This window comes from Streptomyces sp. CB02980, from assembly GCF_014451325.2.
Taxonomy (GTDB): Bacteria; Actinomycetota; Actinomycetes; order Streptomycetales; family Streptomycetaceae; genus Streptomyces.
Window position 1 is genome coordinate 42,326 of sequence record NZ_JACSCH020000024.1, and the last position, 17,248, is coordinate 59,573.

The window sequence follows — 17,248 nt, forward strand, 5'->3', positions numbered from 1 at the left end:
GGCGTCGCTGACACGGATCCCGGCCCGCCTGGCGCCGTCCGGAGGCGGAGTCGAGAATGAGAGTCGGACGAGTAGACCCGCAGCGTGGCCCGACCCACGCGGGCATGCCGTTCCCATACGTCGAGCAGGGCCGTGCCCGGGGCGGAAGAGTTCCGCGCGGTGCTGCAGAGACCCAGGTGATCATGTATGTGCCGATGGCTCGCGTATGCGGGAACGCCCGTGCTGCTCGATACCATCCTGTACAAACCGGCCCACTCGCTGATCGACCAGAGCCGCTATGCCAAGCTCGGCGTGGAGACCACGAACGGCGACGGGTTCGGGGTCGGCTGGTACACCGACGAGAGCAGCACCCCGGCGCTTCTCAGGGACGTAGGCCCCGCCTGGAACAATCGCAATCTGCGGGAGTTGGCGGATCACATTCGCTCCCCGCTGTTCTTCGCCCATATCCGGGCGTCGACCGGGACAGCGGTACAGCAGTCCAATTGCCACCCGTTCCGCCGCGGTCGCTGGATGTTCATGCACAACGGAGCCATCGCCGGCTTCCACCTCATGCGTCGTGACCTGGCGCTGCTCATCGACCCCGCGCTCTTCGCCGACCTTGAGGGGACGACCGATTCCGAGGTGATGTTCTACCTGACCCTCACCTTCGGTCTGGATCAGGACCCGCTCGCCGCCGTGGCCCGGATGGCAGGCGTGGTGGAGCGTGTCGGCCGTCACCACGGGGTGGAGTTCCCGCTCCAGATGACCCTCGCGATCACCGACGGCGAACGCCTCTGGGCCTTCCGCTACTCCACGGAACAGGCATCGCGCTCGCTGTTCGAAAGCAGCCGGGTGGACGACTTGCGCAAGCTGCATCCCGACATCGCGTTCCTGCGGGACATCTCCCCGGAGTCCCGACTCATCGTGTCCGAACCCCTCGACGACCTGCCGGGCGCCTGGAACGAGGTGCCGGAAAGCAGCTACCTCGTCATTCAGCCCGGCGCTGACGAGCTGTTGCCCTTTGCTCCGGCCCCGCAGGGTCGGGGGTCGTGATCGGCTCCGTACACGAGATCGCAGCCGACCCGCGCGCAGCACACCGGACGCGGCGCCGAAGCCTCGATGAACGGCGCCTCTCCGGAGCGCGCCACCTGTCACGCCTCGCGCCACGGGCGTGGCACACGGAGACCGCTACGGCCTGTACGCGTGGAGCGCCGACGGGGAGCTGCCGCCCGGATGTCCACTGCCGAGAAGCGTTCAAGCCCTCGTCCACGTCGCCCTGCCGGAGTGCACACCCGCAGGGGAACTGCTCCTCGCACACCGCGAAGGCAGCACCTGCTGCTGCGGGTGCCAGTGCCGCAGGACCTGGACGACCTGGCGGTGACGGTGGAGGCCACGCTGAGTGGCTACGGGCGCGAGCGCACCGCGCTGAGGAAGCAGTACGCGCCTGTGAACTGGCTCTGGTCGGACAGCGCGGCCACCGTGCGCCCTCTCTGACGCTCCATCATTGCGATCGCCTCACCGGGTGCGGTGTGGCTGATCGTCCGGCCCGTGGAGCCCGTGGAGCCCGTGGAGCCCGTGGAATCACGTCCGTCCAGCGCACCCATCGCTCCCAGAGCCGGCAACCGTTCCAAGGGTGCGACGACAAGGTGCGCACTCGGCTGCTGGTGGCGCGTGAGGTCGGTGTGTCAGGCGAGCGCCTGTGTAGCTGCGGGGAGGTAGGGGGTGATGTTGCGCCAGGCACGCTCGATGTACTCCTCCTTCTCGCCGACGGGGGCGACGTAGTGCAGTGCGCTTTCGGCGGCGTCGTTGCCTTCGAGGCGGGTGATGATCCAGGCGGCGAGGTACTGCGAGGCCAGGCAGCCACCGGCGGTGGCGATGTTGTCCTTGGCGTAGAAGGGCTGGTTGAGTACATCGACGCCGGCGGCGATGACCCAGGGCTTGGTGGTCAGGTCGGTGCAGGCGGGGATGTCGTTGAGCAGGCCGAGCTTGGCGAGCACGAGCGCGCCGGAGCACTGCGCAGCGATGAGTTGGCGCGAGGGGTCCAGGCCGCGCAGGACCTTCATGATCGCCGGGTCTTCGACGACCTCGCGGGTGGCGATGCCACTGCCGACGATGACGGCGTCCGCGGCGCACGCCTCCTCAAGGGTGGACATCTGCTCGATGACGACGCCGTTCATCGAGGTCACCTTGGGGGTGGGGGTGGCGATGGTGACGCGCCAGTCGTCGGTCTTGATGCGGTTGAGGACACCGAGCGCGATCAGGGAGTCGAGCTCGTTGTAGCCCTCGAAGGTGAGGATGGCGATGTGCACGGCGGATGTCCTTCCGGCTGGGTGGGGTCTGACGGTAAGGACCCGCGAACAGGACAGTCAAAGAATTGTCATGGATACAATTCGGCGCATGGCAGCCCCGAGCTACAAACAGCTGGTCGACGCGCTCGCATCCGACATCCGGTCGGGGCGACTGGCCGCAGGTGCGCGGTTGCCGACGCACCGCGCTCTCGCCACCCGCGAGGGCATCGCCGTGGTGACCGCGACGCGGGTGTACGCGGAGCTGGAAGTGATGGGCCTGGTGAGCCGGGAACAGGGCCGCGGCACTTTCGTGCGTGACATGACGATTCCTGCTGGTCATGGCATCGATCAGCAGGCCGTCGCCACGGACGCGGTCGACCTCAGCTTCAACTATCCCTCCCTGCCCGGCCAGGCCGACCTCCTGCGCCAGGCCCTGCGAGAGGTGGCCGCCTCTGGTGATCTCGACTCGCTGCTGCGCTACCAGCCACATCGAGGACGTCCCCAGGACAGAGCCTCGATCGCGAGGCACCTGAGGCGCCGGGGAATCACCACGGACGCGGATCGGATCGCCATCGCAGGCGGTGCTCAACACGGCCTGGCCATCACGGTCATGGCCATGTTGAACGCGGGCGATGTCGTCGCGGTCGACGCACTGACCTATCCAGGTTTCAAGGTGCTCGCGCATGCGTTTCATCTCGACCTGGAGCCCATACCCGCAACCACCGACGGGCCGGACCTCGATGCCCTGGAGAAGCTGTGCGCGACCCGCCCCGTGCGCGCGATCTACACCATGCCCACCTTGCACAACCCTCTGGGCTGGGTCATGCCGGCAGCCGACCGCACCCGCCTGATCAAGATCGCCCGGCAGTACGGTCCACTCCTCATCGAGGACGCCTCGTACGCCTACCTGGCCGAGGACCCGCCACCGCCACTGGCCGCATCCGCGCCGGACATCACCGTCTACGTCTCGGGACTTTCCAAGAGCATCGCCACCGGCCTGCGGGTCGGCTTCGTCGTCGCCCCGCCGCCCGTGCTGCCGTCGCTCGAACGCGCGATCCGGGCGACCACCTGGAACACCCCGGCCCTCACCACCGCCATCGCCTGCCGCTGGCTCGACGACGGCACGGTCGACCACCTGGAGGCGCAAAAGCGAGGCGACGCCAAGGCCCGCCAGGCACTCGCCGGACAAGAGCTGGCAGGCCTGCCCCTCGTCAGTCACCCCTCGTCCTACTTCACATGGCTGCCGCTACCCGACGACGCCCGCGCCGACCGCCTGACCGCCACCCTCGCGCGTCAGCACATCTCGGTATCCACAGCGGAGCCGTACACCACTTCGCCCCACACACCACAAGCACTCCGCCTCGCTCTGGGCTCGACCGATCTGGACCGTCTGCGGACGACGCTGCGTACGGTGAGACAGGTCGTCCTCGAGGACGCCTGCACCTGAACTCCGCCCGACGAGCCGCCCTCCTACCGGGACAGGCGGTTCACCGCAGGCTGAACCAGCGTCACCCGACTGCCCAACCAACTACCGGACCAGTGTGCCGAGGTCACCTACGGCATTGTCCGCACCTCGATCGCGACCCTGCGCTCGGTCCCGTCCGACACACCTCCCCGAGCGCCCCACCGCGAGCGAGATGGGTGCCGGTTCCGCAGCGAGATCGCGTTCTGGCAGGCTGGTCGAGTGAGCGGGAACGCAGAGGCTTCCGGGGGTCGGTTTCGGGACCAGCGCGAGCGCAAGTACGGATATGACTTCCTCGATGAGGTGCTGGTGCGTTGTCCTCGGTGTGATGGATGCGCCGCTGTCACGCCCCACCCCGGGATCCCCGCAGACGCGAAGGCCGCCGGCTCCGGGGTCCTGGACCCCAGCCGGCGGCTGCGGTGCACGGGGTGCGGCTTCTTCAAGGATCGGCAGGTCGACTCTGCTGTCCTGGGCAGTCCTGTCGATCCCTACTTCCAGCGACCGGTGTGGCTTCAGGCGAGCTGCCGTGGACACGTGCTCTGGGCGTACAACGTGCGCCATCTCCATCTGCTGGAGGCCTATGTGGTGGCCAAGTTGCGTGAGCGCGGAGAGGTTGTGCCGTGGGCTCCGATGAGCCTGGTCGAGCGGCTTCCCAGCTGGCTGAAAGCTGCGAGGAACCGGACCGAGATCTTGCGGACGATCAGGCGCTTGCGTTCCACCCTGCCTGTCGCGGAGTGATGGAACGCGCGGTGACCACAGCACAGACACGGCCAGCAGGTGTCATCCGGCCGGTATGCAGGGGCCGGCCCCGCCCGTTCGATGACGTGTCGGCGCACACCAAGCGCGGGGGCACCGTTGGCGGCCGTTGACGGTGACCAGGCGCACCGTTCCGTCGTCGGTGATGCCACGCCGGCGGTCGGCCCTTACCTTGGTCGGCCTGTCGGGCAGCCTCCGGGACTTGGTTACGGACTTGCCCACGGACTCCTGAGTGATCAGCTCCCAGCCGGCGACCTCGACGAAGTCGCTGAAGTCGCTGCCTACTGCCGACGAATCTCCGACTCAGGGTAGGAAGTCATGGGAGTGCTGCCGCGGCTCTGCCGTGGCAGCACTCTGAGACGCGGGCCGGCTCCGGGGCTATCAGTCTGTCTCCGCGGTGTTCACCGTAGCCAGGCGCCGGCTGTACTGGATCACGTCGTACTTCTGGTCACCGGTGACCACAACCTCCGGGCGCGTGGGTGTGGCAGGGAAGAAGTCGTCGGCGCCCACCGATGTGCGAGCGGCCACGTACGCCTGCCCCTGAGGGAACGCGTACATGTCGAACCGCGTCTGTTCCGATGCAGGCAATCCCTGGGGGTACTCGTCTCCTCGAGGGTAGGCCGTGGTGTGAATGGAGACCGACTTCGCCCCGCTCGCGGGACGGACGATCCGCGAGTTCGGGGCGGGGCGAGTGTTCACGCCCGCCGGGTTGTGGATCCATCCCTTCTGCCCACCGAACCAGATGGCCGTCCAGTCCCCTCGCATGTCGGCGACCACGAACTCCTGCCCCCACACCACGGTGGATCCCCAGTCGTCGATGCGGTCGCTTCCCGCCGACCCGTCCGGGCGAAGGGCGAGGTCGGAGACGAGCGGAGCGTCGGCGCGAGGCTCCGTACGCACGGGGAGGAAGTTCGAAGGCTGTGTCTGGGACCGGCACGTCGGGGCGCACACCGTCACCGTCTGCGCGTTCTTGCCGTACGCCGGGGCGATCGTGACCGCCTGTCCGATTTCGATGTTCGCGACCGTCTCTCCTCCCTCGGCCTCACGCTCCTGGCGGTGGTCGGCGTCGAGGAGAGCCATGAACGTCTCCCAGTCCCAGTAGGGGCCGGGGTCCCAGTGGGCGTCCGGCGCGCGGGCCGGCCTGGGCGGAAGGACGTTGTCGTGCCCGATGATGTGCTTGCGGTCCAGCGGGACATCGAAGCGCCGTGCCAGGTAGACCACCAGCGCGGCAGTCGCCTTGTACTGGGCCGGAGTGAACCAGGTGGGCCCCTGGGCGGCGTATCCCTCCAGTTCGATGCCGACACCGTGCAGGTTGAACCAGTAGTTTCCGGCGTGGAAAGCGATGTCCTTGGTGGCAACCATCTGCGTTGCCGCACTGCCGTCGGCCTTCATCACGTAATGCGCGGAAACCCCGCTGACGGGATCCTGGAACCAGCTGATTCCGCCGTCGTATGACCCTTCGAGGTCATGAATGACGATGAAGTTGACGTCCATGCCGTTCGAGTTCCGCGTGGACACCTGGTAGTTCGAGGCAGCAGCGGGAACGAACCGGCAATTCAGCTCGCTGGGGCACTCCGGCACTGCCGCCGAAGCCGACGTCCGCAGCCCCAGGGACGCGAGCTGTGACCTCGTCGGACGGACGGACGGCGTCTTCGTCAAGGAAACCCTCTGGCCGTCCTCACGCACCTTCTGCTTGCCGCTGCGGATCACTGAGAACACGCCATCGGCGAACCGTCCGGCCGTGGCGGTGTCGGCGGCCTGGCTGTAGTGCGCCACAGCCCCGTACCAGCTACCCGGGTCGGGCGGCATCTCACGGGTGATCTGCCGCTGGTACGAGGCGAGCAGTGCGGCGCCGCCTCGAAGGTTCTGCAGTTCATCCCGCTTGAGAGTCGGGGGCGCGACGCCGAGCATCGCGGCGGCAGCCTGCAGCGTGTGCTCGGACGGGTCGTCGGTGCCCGTTGCGTCCACCGGCCCTTCGCCTGGGCGATGGTCGTACGTTCTCCCGGATGTCGTGTCCGTCAGGTGCATCGGACCGTAGCCGCCCTTGGTGCTCGGGCGGCCGTCATTGGCCTCCCACCACGAGGACTCGTAGCTGACGCCGAGTAGGACTTCCTTCGGCACACCGAATTCTGCTGCCGCTTGTTCGGCTGCCTGCTCGAAGCCGCCGGGTGCCGGGTCGGAGGGCCGGGCATTCCCAGCAGTGGCACATCCCCAGATGAGGGCCACCGCCACTCCCGCAGCGCCGAGACTCCGGTGCCGCCTGTGTCTTCTGGTCACACCATGTCCATTTCGCCGTGGCGGTCGTGGGTTGGCTCAGGGCCGATGCTGCGGCCGTCACAATCCTTTGGACGGGGGCCTCCCGGTCCCACCGACACGCCCAACACACAGAGCCCCGTCACCGCACCGGAGCAGCGATCGCGTGGCGACCAGGGTGCCGTCTGCGATCAACACGGTGTCCTTCGCGAACCGCTTGCGGGGCCACAGCGCGCACATCGGCCCGAGATGGTGAGTGATCCGGTCCGCCGCCGGCTTGGAAGGACGCCCGAGGCGAAAGCCACAGCCCGAGCATGCCTGACGGCACAGCCGGCTAAGGGTCGTCCCGGAAGTGATCTTGCCGTGGGATGATCTCGGCCGTGTCTGGTGTGATCACGGCGTCTGAGCCGTCCTGGATAGCCCCGTTCGCCGGACTGAGCCCGCGTGCCTTCGGCAAGTCGATGAGGCAGCTGCGCCGCGAGGGTGGCGACGCGTCGGCCGTGGTCGGCCATCTTCCATGCGAACGGGCAGCAGGAGCGTTGAGCCTCGGTGCCGTCCCTCATGTTGTGTTCTACGTCATGCGACCGGCCGGCACTGGTGGAGCAGAAGTCCCCGGTCGACCCACGAGCACCCGGGCAGGCCCTGGACCACGGCGAGGCGGCCGCGAGGCCTTGCGCACCTTCGACGCGGAAACCGGCAGCGGCAGGGGCGGGTCATGATCGAAGTAGGGTGGTCCGTCGGGCGTGATCAGTCAAGAAGGAAGACGGACAAAGAAGTTGAATCGCATACGTACGACGGTGGCGCTCGGTCTGGTGCTGTCAGCGGGTCTCGTGACCGGGTGCTCCGCAGGGGCGGACGCCGATGCCAAGGCCGCCGGCGGGGAGACGGGAAAGGCAACGGAGTCCGCGCCCGCGGCGCCGAAGAGCCCCGTCTACCGGGGCAAGCCGGTGCCCGGGCTGGCCGCGAAGCCGGCCTGGAGCCTGGCGGGCGATGAGTCGGCAGCCTGCGCGAGCAAGGCGTCCGAGAAGGACACGTCGGACCGCAGCGTCTGCACGGTCGGGGACGCCGTCATCGTCACCGGCTACCGCGACGGAAAGGCGGGCGCAAGCACGTTCATCGTCCAACTCCTCGATGCCGAGAGCGGCAAGCTGCGCAAGAAGTTCGACTTCCCGCTCCCCGAGGAGACCAGCGGTTCCACGTCCTCCCCGACGGTGGCCCTCGCGCAGGTGGGCGAGTGGCAGGACGGTACGCCGGCCCTGCTGATCCGCAACCGCATCGACACCCCGGCGGGCGGCCTGAAGAAAGCCTCCACCCAGACCGTGCTGACCATGTACGCGCCGTCCGGCGAGAAGCTGGGGAGCTCCTCCTTCGACGGGGACACCCACATGTCCACTCCGCTTCGCAACGGTCATCTCGTGGACACCAGCGGCACGGGGGCCACGTTCATCCCGATCGGCGGCGGCGAGCCCGTGACCACCGAAGTCTCGACGGTCGAGCTCAAGGACGCGGTCGGCCCTGGTCTCGGCTACTTCTCGCAGAAGGACATCTCCTTCCAGCCCTATGCCGACTGGCTGACCGCCAAGGACATCCGCACCGGCAAGAAGGCGTGGAACACCAAGGACCTCGCCCCACCGGCCGCCATCGCCAAGCTGGTCACGCCGACGAACGCGACCAGCGCGCGCCTGATGCCGTACCAGGGTGACAAGGCCCTCCTCGAATGGTCCTCGTACGGGGACTCCGAAGCTGTCATGACGCTGATCGACCTCAAGAGCGGCCGTCGGCTCGCCGAGGGGCCGGGTATCGACACCAACGGCACGATCGATGACGACGGCCTCGCCATCTCTCCGGACGGCAAGACCGCCGTGGTGCAGTACGGCAAGGGCGCGGTCGCGTGGAACACCGAGACCGGCAAGGAGCTGTGGCGCCAGGCCGCAGACGAGGTGACGATCATGCCGAACGCCCTTCCGGGCAACGGCGTGCTCTACGCGTACCTGGACGGCACAGGTGCCGCGCTCGACGCCCGCGACAAGAAGCTGCTGACTTCGGGGATCGAGGACATGCCGCAGTTCACGGCGAACGGGTGCGGCGTTGTCCGCAGCGGCGGGGCCCTCTTCGTCTTCGCCACCCAACCCGTCTGACAGGCGGCCCGCCCCGGTTCAGGGGGCGGGGTCCGAAGTCCGGCGGTTCCTGGAGGGGCGGGGTCCGGCGGGCGGTCCGGAGGACCGGATGACGCTTCCTGCACGGGAAGCGTCATCCGCTGTCAGGGAGCGCCCTCATCACGCTCTAGGCCAGGAGCGTGGTGAGGGCCGTGGTGACGACGGTGGCGAGGGTGAGGGCGGCGGCGAAGACGGCGGCGGCGCGGGTGAGAGCGGCGGGGTAGGTGGCGCCGTCCATGCGGGCGAGCTTGCCGGCGGCGGCGCCGGCCAACAGTGCGACGACGATGACGAGGGCGGTGGCAAGGATGACGACGGCGGCGGTCACGGCAAGCTCCTGATCCGAGATGGGGTGTTGACGCCGTCAAGGTCCCGGAAGGGCTGTGTGCCATGGTCGATGGCGACAATGATGACCAACGGCGAACACATCACCTCGTGGGGGAAAGGCACGTGTACGACGAGAAGAGCGCGGAGACCCTGGCTGCGGAGGATCTGAGCAGGGGGCTCGATGAAGGACGGGCTCGGGCGGGACTGAACCAGACCCAACTCGCCCAGCGGGCTGGTCTGGCGCGTGCAACCGTCAACCAGGCGCTCTCGACCAACGGCCCGGTGCCCTCCGTGGACACGGTGACAGCACTGGCCCGGGTGCTGAAACTGCCGCTCGCCGAGCTGCTGGTGTTGCGGCGGGACGCGAAAGGAGAGAAGGACCCGGCCGCCGCCACGGCATCAGGAGCGCTTGGCCGCCCCATCGGCCGGTGGGAGCCGCACGAGCTGGAAGTCCACCCCGCAGGCCCCGGTGCGTCCCCTTCCCCGGATGCGCCCAAGGCGCGGGCGCTGCCCGGGTACGTATCGCGCACGCACGACCAGGTGCTGGCGGATGCCGTGCGGAATGCGGCGGCAGGGTGCAGCCGAATCGTGGTGCTGGTGGGCACTTCCTCGACGGGGAAGACACGGGCGTGCTGGGAGGCGGTGCAGCCGCTCGCCCAGGAGGGGTGGCGGCTGTGGCATCCGTTCGACCCGACCCGCGCCGAGGCCGCTCTCGCGGATCTGAACCGGGTCGGGCCGCGGACGGTGGTGTGGCTGAACGAGGCCCAGCACTACCTCGGCGACCGAGCGGTCGGTGAACGGATCGCGGCTGCCGTGCACCGCCTGCTCCTGGAGCAGGAGCGCGGTCCGGTCCTGGTGCTGGGCACCCTGTGGCCCGAGTACGCCCACCAGTACACCGCCCTGCCCGCACCAGGTGGGCCAGATCCGCACAGCCGGGTCCGCGAGCTTCTGGCCGGACGCACCCAGACCGTGCCCGACGCATTCGACACCGAGGCCCTGAGCCGCGCGGCCGCCCTCGCGGACCAGGGCGACCAGCTTCTCGCTGGTGCCCTCACCCGCGCCTACGACGGCGGGCGGGTCACCCAGGATCTGGCCGGAGCCCCGGAGCTCCTGCGCCGCTACGAACAGGCCTCCCCGCCTGCCAGAGCCCTGCTTGAGGCGGCGATGGACGCCCGCTACCTCGTCGTCGGCCCCCACCTGTCCCAGGCCTTCCTCACCGATGCCGCCCCCGACTACCTGAGCCAACACGACTACGACCAGCTCACCGACGACTGGGCCGAACTCGCGTACGCCGAACTCGCCGAACCTGTCCACGGCAAGCAAGCCCCCCTCCGTCGCACCACCCCGCGGCCGCCACGACGTCCATCCGCGCCGACCAGCCCCTTCGTTCCCGCCCCTCCGTCCGCAGGGTCGCTCGTCCGGCTTGCCGACTATCTCGAACAGCACGGCCGAACCGCCCGGCGCAGTCTCTGCCCGCCCGCGACCTTCTGGCACGCCGCCCACACGCACCTCACCGACCCAGCCGACCTGAGCGCCCTCGCCAGAGCTGCTGGTGAACGGCACCGCCTCCAGTGGGCACACCACTTGTGGCAGCGTGCCGCCGAACTCGGCGACACCTCCATCCCGCCCCAGCCGGCAGTACCGCAACGGAAGGTCCCGTACGGGGAAGTCGAGAATTCCCTTCAGCAAGCGGCCGCCCGCGGCAGCACCACCGCCCTGACCCAGCTGGCCGCACTCCGGGAGGAGGCCGGGGACCAGGAAGGCGCCGAGAGGTTTCACCGACAGGCGGTCGACCACGGCGACGACCACGCCCTGATCCGCCTGGCCCGGCTCCGGGAAAAGGCCGGGGACCGGGATGGCGCCGAGAGCCTTCTCCAACAGGCCGTCGACCACGGCAACACCTTCGCCATGGGACACCTGGCTGCGATTCGGGAGAAGTCGGGTAACCGGGAAGGTGCCGAGGGTCTGGCCCGGCAGGCCGCCGACCACGACAACGGCGCCGCCCTGACCTACCTGGCCCGGGTGAGGGAGGACGTCGGCGACCGGAACGGCGCAGAGAGCCTCCTCCGACAGGCCGGCGACCGCGGCGACATCCACGCCCACGCTCGCCTGGCGCAACTTCGAGAGCTGGTCGGCGACAGGGAAGGGGCCGAAGCCCTGGCCGAGCGTGCGACGAGCCGAGGCCACGCCTTCGCCCTGATCCAACTGGCGCGGCTGCGGGAGGAAGCCGGGAACCGAGCCGCCGCCGAGGACCTCGTCCAACGCGCCGCCGACCACGGCGACACTGACGCCCTGCCCTACCTGGCGCGGCTTCGTGACGAGGCCGGCGACCGGGCCGCCGCAGAGAACCTCCTCCAACAGGCTGCCGAGCGCGGGAACACCTACGCCCACGTTCGCTTGGCAGTGATGAGGGAGGAGGCCGGGGACGCGGTAGGCGCCGAGACTCTGGCGCTGCGCGCAGCCGACCTCAGGGACACCCGCGGCCTGACCAGACTGGGCGAGCTGCGGGAGGAAGCCGGGGACAGGGAAGGCGCCGAGGCGATGGCCCGGCATGCCGCCGACCACGGCAGCATCTCCTTCCTGGTCCACCTGATCCAGACTCGGGAGGCGACCGGGGACCACGACCGTGCCGAGGGCATGGCCCGCCACATCGCCGACCGCGGTTGCCCCCTTCAGCTGTCCGAATTGGCCGAGCTACGGACGGATGTGTTCTTCAAGCTGTGGCCGTACGGGCTGGACCCAGACGGCACCCCGACGCCCCCGTGGCAACCGCCCGGTGCCTCCGTCCCCCGCTGAAGCCAGAGAGGTCGCAGACACGACGGTGCTTGCCGTGGCGGTGCGGGAGGCGCGGAGAGCGGTCACCGGTCGGCGGAAGTCCTGCCGGAGCTGCCCGAACGCCTCTGGCGCGTCACTGCCGCGGCTCGACCGCAGCTGATCCGCCGAACACGCGGCCATCGCGGTTTCCACCACGGCTTGTAAGGCTTGGTGTCGCCGGGGGCCGGCATCAGTTGCCGGTGTGTCTGCGGGATCAAGGCGGTGGACGGGGGTGCCGGCCACCGGGGAGGAAGCATCCGTCTTCGTGTACGGGGCTCGGCCCAGGTGGCTGTCCGCAGCTCGTACGCCGTTGTTGAGCGTCAGCCAAGTACGGAGCTCCGCCGGGAAAGGGACACAGAGCACCTGCACTGCCGTCACGTTGAGAGCTGCTTTCGATACTTGCCCCGCTCCAGGAGCCGACGGTCGACATGGTGAGAAACCGCTCGGCTGGTACGGACAGTCAGATGATCGGCCGGACAAGCCCTGGAAAATGATGCGGGTTCGCGTACAACCGTTCGTGCGGCCGGGGAGTCCTACCGGGCGGTGCGTACAGGTAGGCGTACCGTTCCTGTCGCTTCCGGGGGACTCGTGTGGTTGCAGATGGGGACATCGGCCACTTCGCGTGAGGCCTCACCGTGCCGCGTCCTCACGGACGCGTGTTCCGGAGCACGCGGCGGGAAGGGGAAGGCTCGCGCCCGGCGCGGGTCACCAAGCGGCGGCCTGCACTTTCGTGCGCTCGGACGCCTCGTGCGCCGCTCCCTCATGGAACAACCTTCGAAAGGTCACCGCACACGTGAAGCACCGCATCTCCGGCCGCCGGCTCGCCGCCGCGATTCTCACCCTGTCCACGGTCACGGCCGTGACAGGGACCCTCGTCACTGTCCCGGCCGTCGCTGTCGTTCCCGCGGCCGGTGCCGAGGCCGCCGACGTGGCGACGCTGCCGGTCGACACCGACATCATCAGCGTCGGCGACACCGGCTACCTCACGTCCCGCAAGGACGCCGGCGGCGCGACCGTCCTGGAGTGGCGGAAGGCAGATGGTTCGGTGGAGCCGGTCAGCGGCGCCACCGTCGGCCACGACAGCACGTCCGACTTCGTCGTCACGGGCGGGGGCGGCAGCACGATCACCGTCCGGGACATGACGGGCTCCGCCGCCTCGCCCGTCACGGTCGACCTCGCCACCGAGTTCGCCGCCGGGGCCAAGCTCGTCGGCGTGATCGGCAGGGACCTGTTCGTGCAGGTCCCCAGAGCGGGGAACTACCACGACCTGTGGCTGTACACCCCGAATGGCGAGCAGACCAGGAAGGTCCAGCTCTCCGGGTACGGCAACCACGTGAGCTTCAAGGTCGTCGCGTCCGCAGGCAACGAGGCGCTCGTCCTGGTCACCACCCGGTACGAGTCGGGAGCGACGTTCCGCAACCAGGACTCGCTGGCGCTGGTCGACTTCGTCCACGGCCGGCCTCTCCAGCACGAGAGGGACACCGGCAAGCTGGTGACGGACGCCTCGGGCGCCCTCACCCACGACTACATCGCCCGGGTCGAGGCCCGGCCCGAGGGCAACAGGATCATCGTCGACAGGGCCGGCAAGCTCCCCAAGGAGATCCGGCTCGACACCTTCAGTCAGAAGGCCGTCATCGTCGGCATCGTCGGTGACGTGCTGCTGTACGGCGTCCCGGGCGAGGCGGCCGGCAACTCGATCAACCCGCTGTACGCCGTGGACCTCTACAAGGCCGACGCCCAGCCGTACGAACTCCTGGAGCGCTTCTCCACCGTCGCCCACGCCCCGGACGGCGCTGTGCACGCGCGTGGCGTCAAGAACGACGCCGATGGCCTGTACCGGCTGTTCGACGGCGTCCAGGGCAGCGTCCCCGTGGTGACCGAGGTCGCGAGCACGGGCCGCAACTTCGCTGTCACCGTCCTGGACTCGAAGGTTCCCACGACGGTGGACCTCCAGCAGCCGGGAACCCCGGTGCGGTGGGAGTGGACGATCTCGCGCTCCGCCTTCGCGATGGTGACGCTGACGCACGTGGCCACCGGCAAGAAGATCACCCTGCCCGGCCCGGACGACCGTCCTACGAATCCGGTCATGGAGTGGAACGGTGCCATCGACGGCACCAGCGCTCCGAACGGCGCCTACACCTGGCACTTCGTCGCCATCCCCGGCGGCATCGGCAGTGCCGCGCGCGCCTCCGGCACGTTCCAGGTCAACCGGCAGGCCAACCCGCACGACTACAACGACAACGGATCGACCGACCTGCTCGCGCGGGACTCCTCGGGCACGCTGTGGCGGGACGACCTGTCCGACGCGCCGGTGGACGGGCAGTACACGTCGGCCGGCCGGTCGGCCGTCGGCACCGGCTGGCAGACGTACAAGCACATTGAGGCGGTCGGGAACATCGGCGGCGCCGCCCACGGCGACGTCGTCGCGCTCGACGGCAACGGCGATCTGTGGAGCCACCTGGCCAAGGGCGACGGCACCTTCGCGCCCCGGACGAAGGTCGGCTACGGCTGGCACGTCTACAACAAGATCACGGGCGGTTCCGACCTCACCGGCGACGGCAAGTCCGACCTGGTCGCGACCGACGGCGACGGTGTCGCGTGGCTCTACAAGGGCACCGGCGACTGGGCGAAGCCCTACACCTCCCGGGTGAGCCTCGGCGGCGGCTGGGGCGTCTACAACCAGATCACCGCTGTGGGGAACATCGCCGGCGCCGCCGCCGGCGACCTCGTCGCCCGCGACACGAACGGCGTCCTGTGGCTGCACCTCGGCAAGGGCGACGGCACCTTCGCCCCGCGCACCCGCATCGGCGGCGGCTGGAACATGTTCAGTCAGCTCGTCGGCGCCGGTGACGTGAACAACGACGGTCGCCCGGACCTGATCGGCTACGGCCCCGAGGGCACATACCTCTACCAGGCCACCGGCAGCTGGGAGACGCCCTTCACGCGGATGAGCACGCGGCTCTACGACGGCCCCGGAGAGGGCAGCGCCTACTCCGACATCGCCTGACCGAACCGTCTTCTCCAGGGGATCATCCCGTGAACCCGCTCCGGACGGCCCGACGCCACCGGCCGGCCGCGGTCACCGCCGTCCTCACCGTCGGCAGTTGACCCGCTCTCCGCCCCGGCCCCGTCGCGCGTGGCGGGGCACCAGGGACCGCGGCAAGTCCGGGCCCACCGGGCGAGCCGGCCGCCTCGCCGACCCCCGACGCGCGGTTCACGACACCCCAGGAGTGGCATCAGGCATGACATCGGAGCCGGACGAGAATTGTGTCGCCGGGAACGTCTGCGAGCCTCGCTGCCTTCCACGCGGAGAGGTTCGGCGGGGCGTGGGGCCGACAGGTTGTGCCACAGGTCCGAGGACGCGGCGGCTGCACGCTCGGAAGCGAGGGCCGGCTGCGAGAAATCGAGCAGGGCAGGCGGACCTCCGCCGCAGACGCCTGGGGCGCTGGGAAGCGGCAACCCGATGTTTCCAGGGTCGTCGTGGATGAGCCGGGGATCGTCCCGGTATCCAGGGGCGACCGCGAAACCCCTGCCGCCCGGCCGCGAGAGCGACGCCGCGACGCTCTCGCGGCAGCCCTGCCTGCCGTGCGCCGACAGGTCGTTCCGGGCCCCGACGCCTACCTTGACACCGTCGGCACCCGGCCCGTCCACGTCAAGAAAGTCACCTACGACCGCAATGTCATCGACGGCGCCCCTACCACCGCCGACGGCCTCGGCCGCATGGCCGACAGCCTGCGAAACACGCAAGCGCGCACGGCCAAACCGCTGACGCCCTCGACGGATGGGCTCAATGGTGAACGCCCACGAGACGGCCCACGAGAAGCCGGCGTGTGCAAAGGCCTTCGCGGCTCGCCGGTGCCGGCCCGGCTGCTCGACGCCCCGGCTGACCGCGTCGTGAGCGTGAGCCCCTCCCGTCACCCGGAGCGATGCGTGCCGGGCGGATCGCGCAGCTCGTCCGAGGGAACCGGAGCGTGGCGCAAGGCCAGGGGCAAGCCTCGCCTCACCGTGGCCCCTGCCGCTGGTTCGACGACGAGATGCGGCCACCGGTCCCGCTCCCCGGGTGGCGGGGCCCGGCCGGAGATCAGGTGTGGATGCGGCCGTTGGCGCCGTCGCGGCTGTCGGCGTGCTCGTCGTCGAACCAGTAGTCGCCGGCCGCGAGGTAGCGGAACGAGTGAGCGCTGCGGGCAGGCAGCGTGACGGTCGCGGCGCGGGTGCCGTCACCGCGGGGCTCAAGGGGGTGGGCGGCGGGGTTCCAGTGGTTGAAGTCCCCGACGACGCTGACCGGCCCGTCCGGAGTCTCCGCGGGGAGGACGAAGGTGACCTGCGTGCGGCCCTTGAGCTGCTTGCGTTCGAGCACTGACAAACTCCAGCCGTGAAGGGACGGGGATCCGGCCCGTGAATAGTCACGCCGCCGTGCTCGTAGTGCGGTAGACCCGCCGTACTCCGCCGGGAGGCCACCCGGGTGGCCGTTCAAGCGTCCAGCACTGCCCGACCTGATCATCCCTCCGAACGGGCGTTGTCCGGTGGAGGGCTCGACCATGACCGATGGTCAGAAGACCAGGTCGTTGCCGCTGCGCATCTCCCGTTGACGGTGAGGTGCGCGACAGATACGTCGACGGGCGCACCGGTGGCGGAACTGCGCACCGTGACGGGCGATGTCGGCAGGGGGTGGTGTCTCCCTCGGCCGGGTGTTCCACAGCGCCGAACTGCTTGAGCGGTGGGCCACCGTGATCCGGCGCGAAGCCTGACGCTCCGTCGGGTCGGGTCTCTCGGATGGGCGTGGGGGTCGGCGTAGGGCGTGTGGGCGGGCCGAGTGCGACCCCCGGGGAGCTTCGCGCGTGAAGTGTACGGCTACGGGCACGCCACCGGTTTCCTTCTCGAAGGTGGCCCCTTCGTACGGCGATTGCGGCGCCCGGTTTTTCGCAGGTGTGTGAGCAGGAGACCGGGGCACACGTTTTTCCGGAGGTAATAATCATGGTTCCCCTGATTCTCGTTCTTCTGCTGATCCTGCTTCTCTTCGGTGCCGGTTTCGCGCTGAAGATTCTCTGGTGGATCGCGATCGCCCTGCTCGTCGTCTGGCTGCTCGGATTCGTCGCCCGCCCCAAGTCTGGTAGTGGTCGGTGGTACCGGTGGTAGCGGGCCCGTTCGAACGATCCGCGCCGGGATGCCATCCGGATGAGGTGAATGGGAGACCGGAAGCCGGGTAGGCGGGATTT

The 17,248-nt window shown here is 69.3% G+C and carries 11 protein-coding genes and 2 pseudogenes; 8 read left to right on the forward strand and 5 right to left on the reverse strand.

Annotation, left to right across the window (positions count from 1 at the left end; genetic code table 11):
* Nucleotides 1-186: 186 nt before the first annotated feature.
* Nucleotides 187-1,032: a class II glutamine amidotransferase gene (locus E0F75_RS35230; RefSeq protein ID WP_229315055.1), complete on the forward strand. Its 846-nt coding sequence runs from the start codon at nucleotides 187-189 to the stop codon at nucleotides 1,030-1,032.
* 291 nt (nucleotides 1,033-1,323) lie between these two features.
* The gene (locus E0F75_RS35235) at nucleotides 1,324-1,473 is read left to right on the forward strand and encodes a hypothetical protein (protein ID WP_229315056.1); all 150 of its coding nucleotides are present in this window, start codon (nucleotides 1,324-1,326) and stop codon (nucleotides 1,471-1,473) included.
* Between the two features lie 191 nt (nucleotides 1,474-1,664).
* Here E0F75_RS35235 and E0F75_RS35240 read toward each other — a convergent pair whose 3' ends face one another.
* Nucleotides 1,665-2,288, reverse strand: coding sequence for a DJ-1/PfpI family protein (locus E0F75_RS35240; protein WP_229315057.1), 624 nt, complete (start codon nucleotides 2,286-2,288; stop codon nucleotides 1,665-1,667).
* An 88-nt stretch (nucleotides 2,289-2,376) separates the two neighbouring features.
* Here E0F75_RS35240 and E0F75_RS35245 point away from each other — a divergent pair, with 88 nt between their 5' ends.
* Nucleotides 2,377-3,714, forward strand: a complete 1,338-nt coding sequence (locus E0F75_RS35245; RefSeq protein ID WP_229315058.1) for a PLP-dependent aminotransferase family protein — start codon at nucleotides 2,377-2,379, stop codon at nucleotides 3,712-3,714.
* Nucleotides 3,715-4,866: 1,152 nt separating this feature from the next.
* Here E0F75_RS35245 and E0F75_RS40495 read toward each other — a convergent pair.
* Together E0F75_RS40495 and E0F75_RS35255 are read right to left on the reverse strand one after the other, a co-directional pair.
* Entirely contained in the window at nucleotides 4,867-6,711 is a 1,845-nt protein-coding gene (locus E0F75_RS40495) for an N-acetylmuramoyl-L-alanine amidase (RefSeq protein WP_229315059.1), read from the reverse strand.
* Between the two features lie 189 nt (nucleotides 6,712-6,900).
* Nucleotides 6,901-7,020: pseudogene (locus tag E0F75_RS35255) on the reverse strand (IS5/IS1182 family transposase); the annotation flags it as partial.
* A gap of 98 nt (nucleotides 7,021-7,118) precedes the next feature.
* On the opposite strand from E0F75_RS35255, the pseudogene E0F75_RS35260 reads away from it, so the two are divergent.
* Together E0F75_RS35260 and E0F75_RS35265 are read left to right on the forward strand one after the other, a co-directional pair.
* Nucleotides 7,119-7,258, forward strand: a pseudogene (locus E0F75_RS35260) (IS5/IS1182 family transposase); the annotation flags it as partial.
* 256 nt (nucleotides 7,259-7,514) lie between these two features.
* The gene (locus E0F75_RS35265; protein ID WP_229315060.1) at nucleotides 7,515-8,876 is read left to right on the forward strand and encodes a PQQ-binding-like beta-propeller repeat protein; all 1,362 of its coding nucleotides are present in this window, start codon (nucleotides 7,515-7,517) and stop codon (nucleotides 8,874-8,876) included.
* A gap of 145 nt (nucleotides 8,877-9,021) precedes the next feature.
* Here the strand turns inward: E0F75_RS35265 and E0F75_RS35270 are convergent, their stop codons facing one another.
* Nucleotides 9,022-9,219: a hypothetical protein gene (locus E0F75_RS35270; RefSeq protein WP_229315061.1), complete on the reverse strand. Its 198-nt coding sequence runs from the start codon at nucleotides 9,217-9,219 to the stop codon at nucleotides 9,022-9,024.
* A 122-nt stretch (nucleotides 9,220-9,341) separates the two neighbouring features.
* On the opposite strand from E0F75_RS35270, the gene E0F75_RS35275 reads away from it, so the two are divergent.
* Both E0F75_RS35275 and E0F75_RS35280 read left to right on the forward strand, forming a co-directional pair.
* Entirely contained in the window at nucleotides 9,342-12,014 is a 2,673-nt protein-coding gene (locus tag E0F75_RS35275) for a helix-turn-helix domain-containing protein (protein ID WP_229315062.1), read from the forward strand.
* An 811-nt stretch (nucleotides 12,015-12,825) separates the two neighbouring features.
* On the forward strand, nucleotides 12,826-15,039 hold the full coding sequence (locus E0F75_RS35280; RefSeq protein WP_229315063.1) for a VCBS repeat-containing protein: 2,214 nt from the start codon (nucleotides 12,826-12,828) through the stop codon (nucleotides 15,037-15,039).
* 1,074 nt (nucleotides 15,040-16,113) lie between these two features.
* Here E0F75_RS35280 and E0F75_RS35285 read toward each other — a convergent pair.
* Nucleotides 16,114-16,389, reverse strand: a complete 276-nt coding sequence (locus E0F75_RS35285) for an isoamylase early set domain-containing protein (RefSeq protein WP_229315064.1) — start codon at nucleotides 16,387-16,389, stop codon at nucleotides 16,114-16,116.
* 617 nt (nucleotides 16,390-17,006) lie between these two features.
* Between E0F75_RS35285 and E0F75_RS35290 the strand changes: the two genes are divergently transcribed.
* Nucleotides 17,007-17,168, forward strand: a complete 162-nt coding sequence (locus tag E0F75_RS35290) for a hydrophobic protein (protein ID WP_229315065.1) — start codon at nucleotides 17,007-17,009, stop codon at nucleotides 17,166-17,168.
* The last annotated feature ends 80 nt before the right edge of the window (nucleotides 17,169-17,248 follow it).

Excerpts from the sequence above, each read along its gene's own strand:
- E0F75_RS35245 (WP_229315058.1), top strand. The coding sequence starts at position 2,377 with ATGGCAGCCCCGAGCTACAAACAGCTGGTCGACGCGCTCGCATCCGAC.
- E0F75_RS35290 (WP_229315065.1), top strand. The coding sequence starts at position 17,007 with ATGGTTCCCCTGATTCTCGTTCTTCTGCTGATCCTGCTTCTCTTCGGT.
- E0F75_RS35230 (WP_229315055.1), top strand. The coding sequence starts at position 187 with ATGTGCCGATGGCTCGCGTATGCGGGAACGCCCGTGCTGCTCGATACC.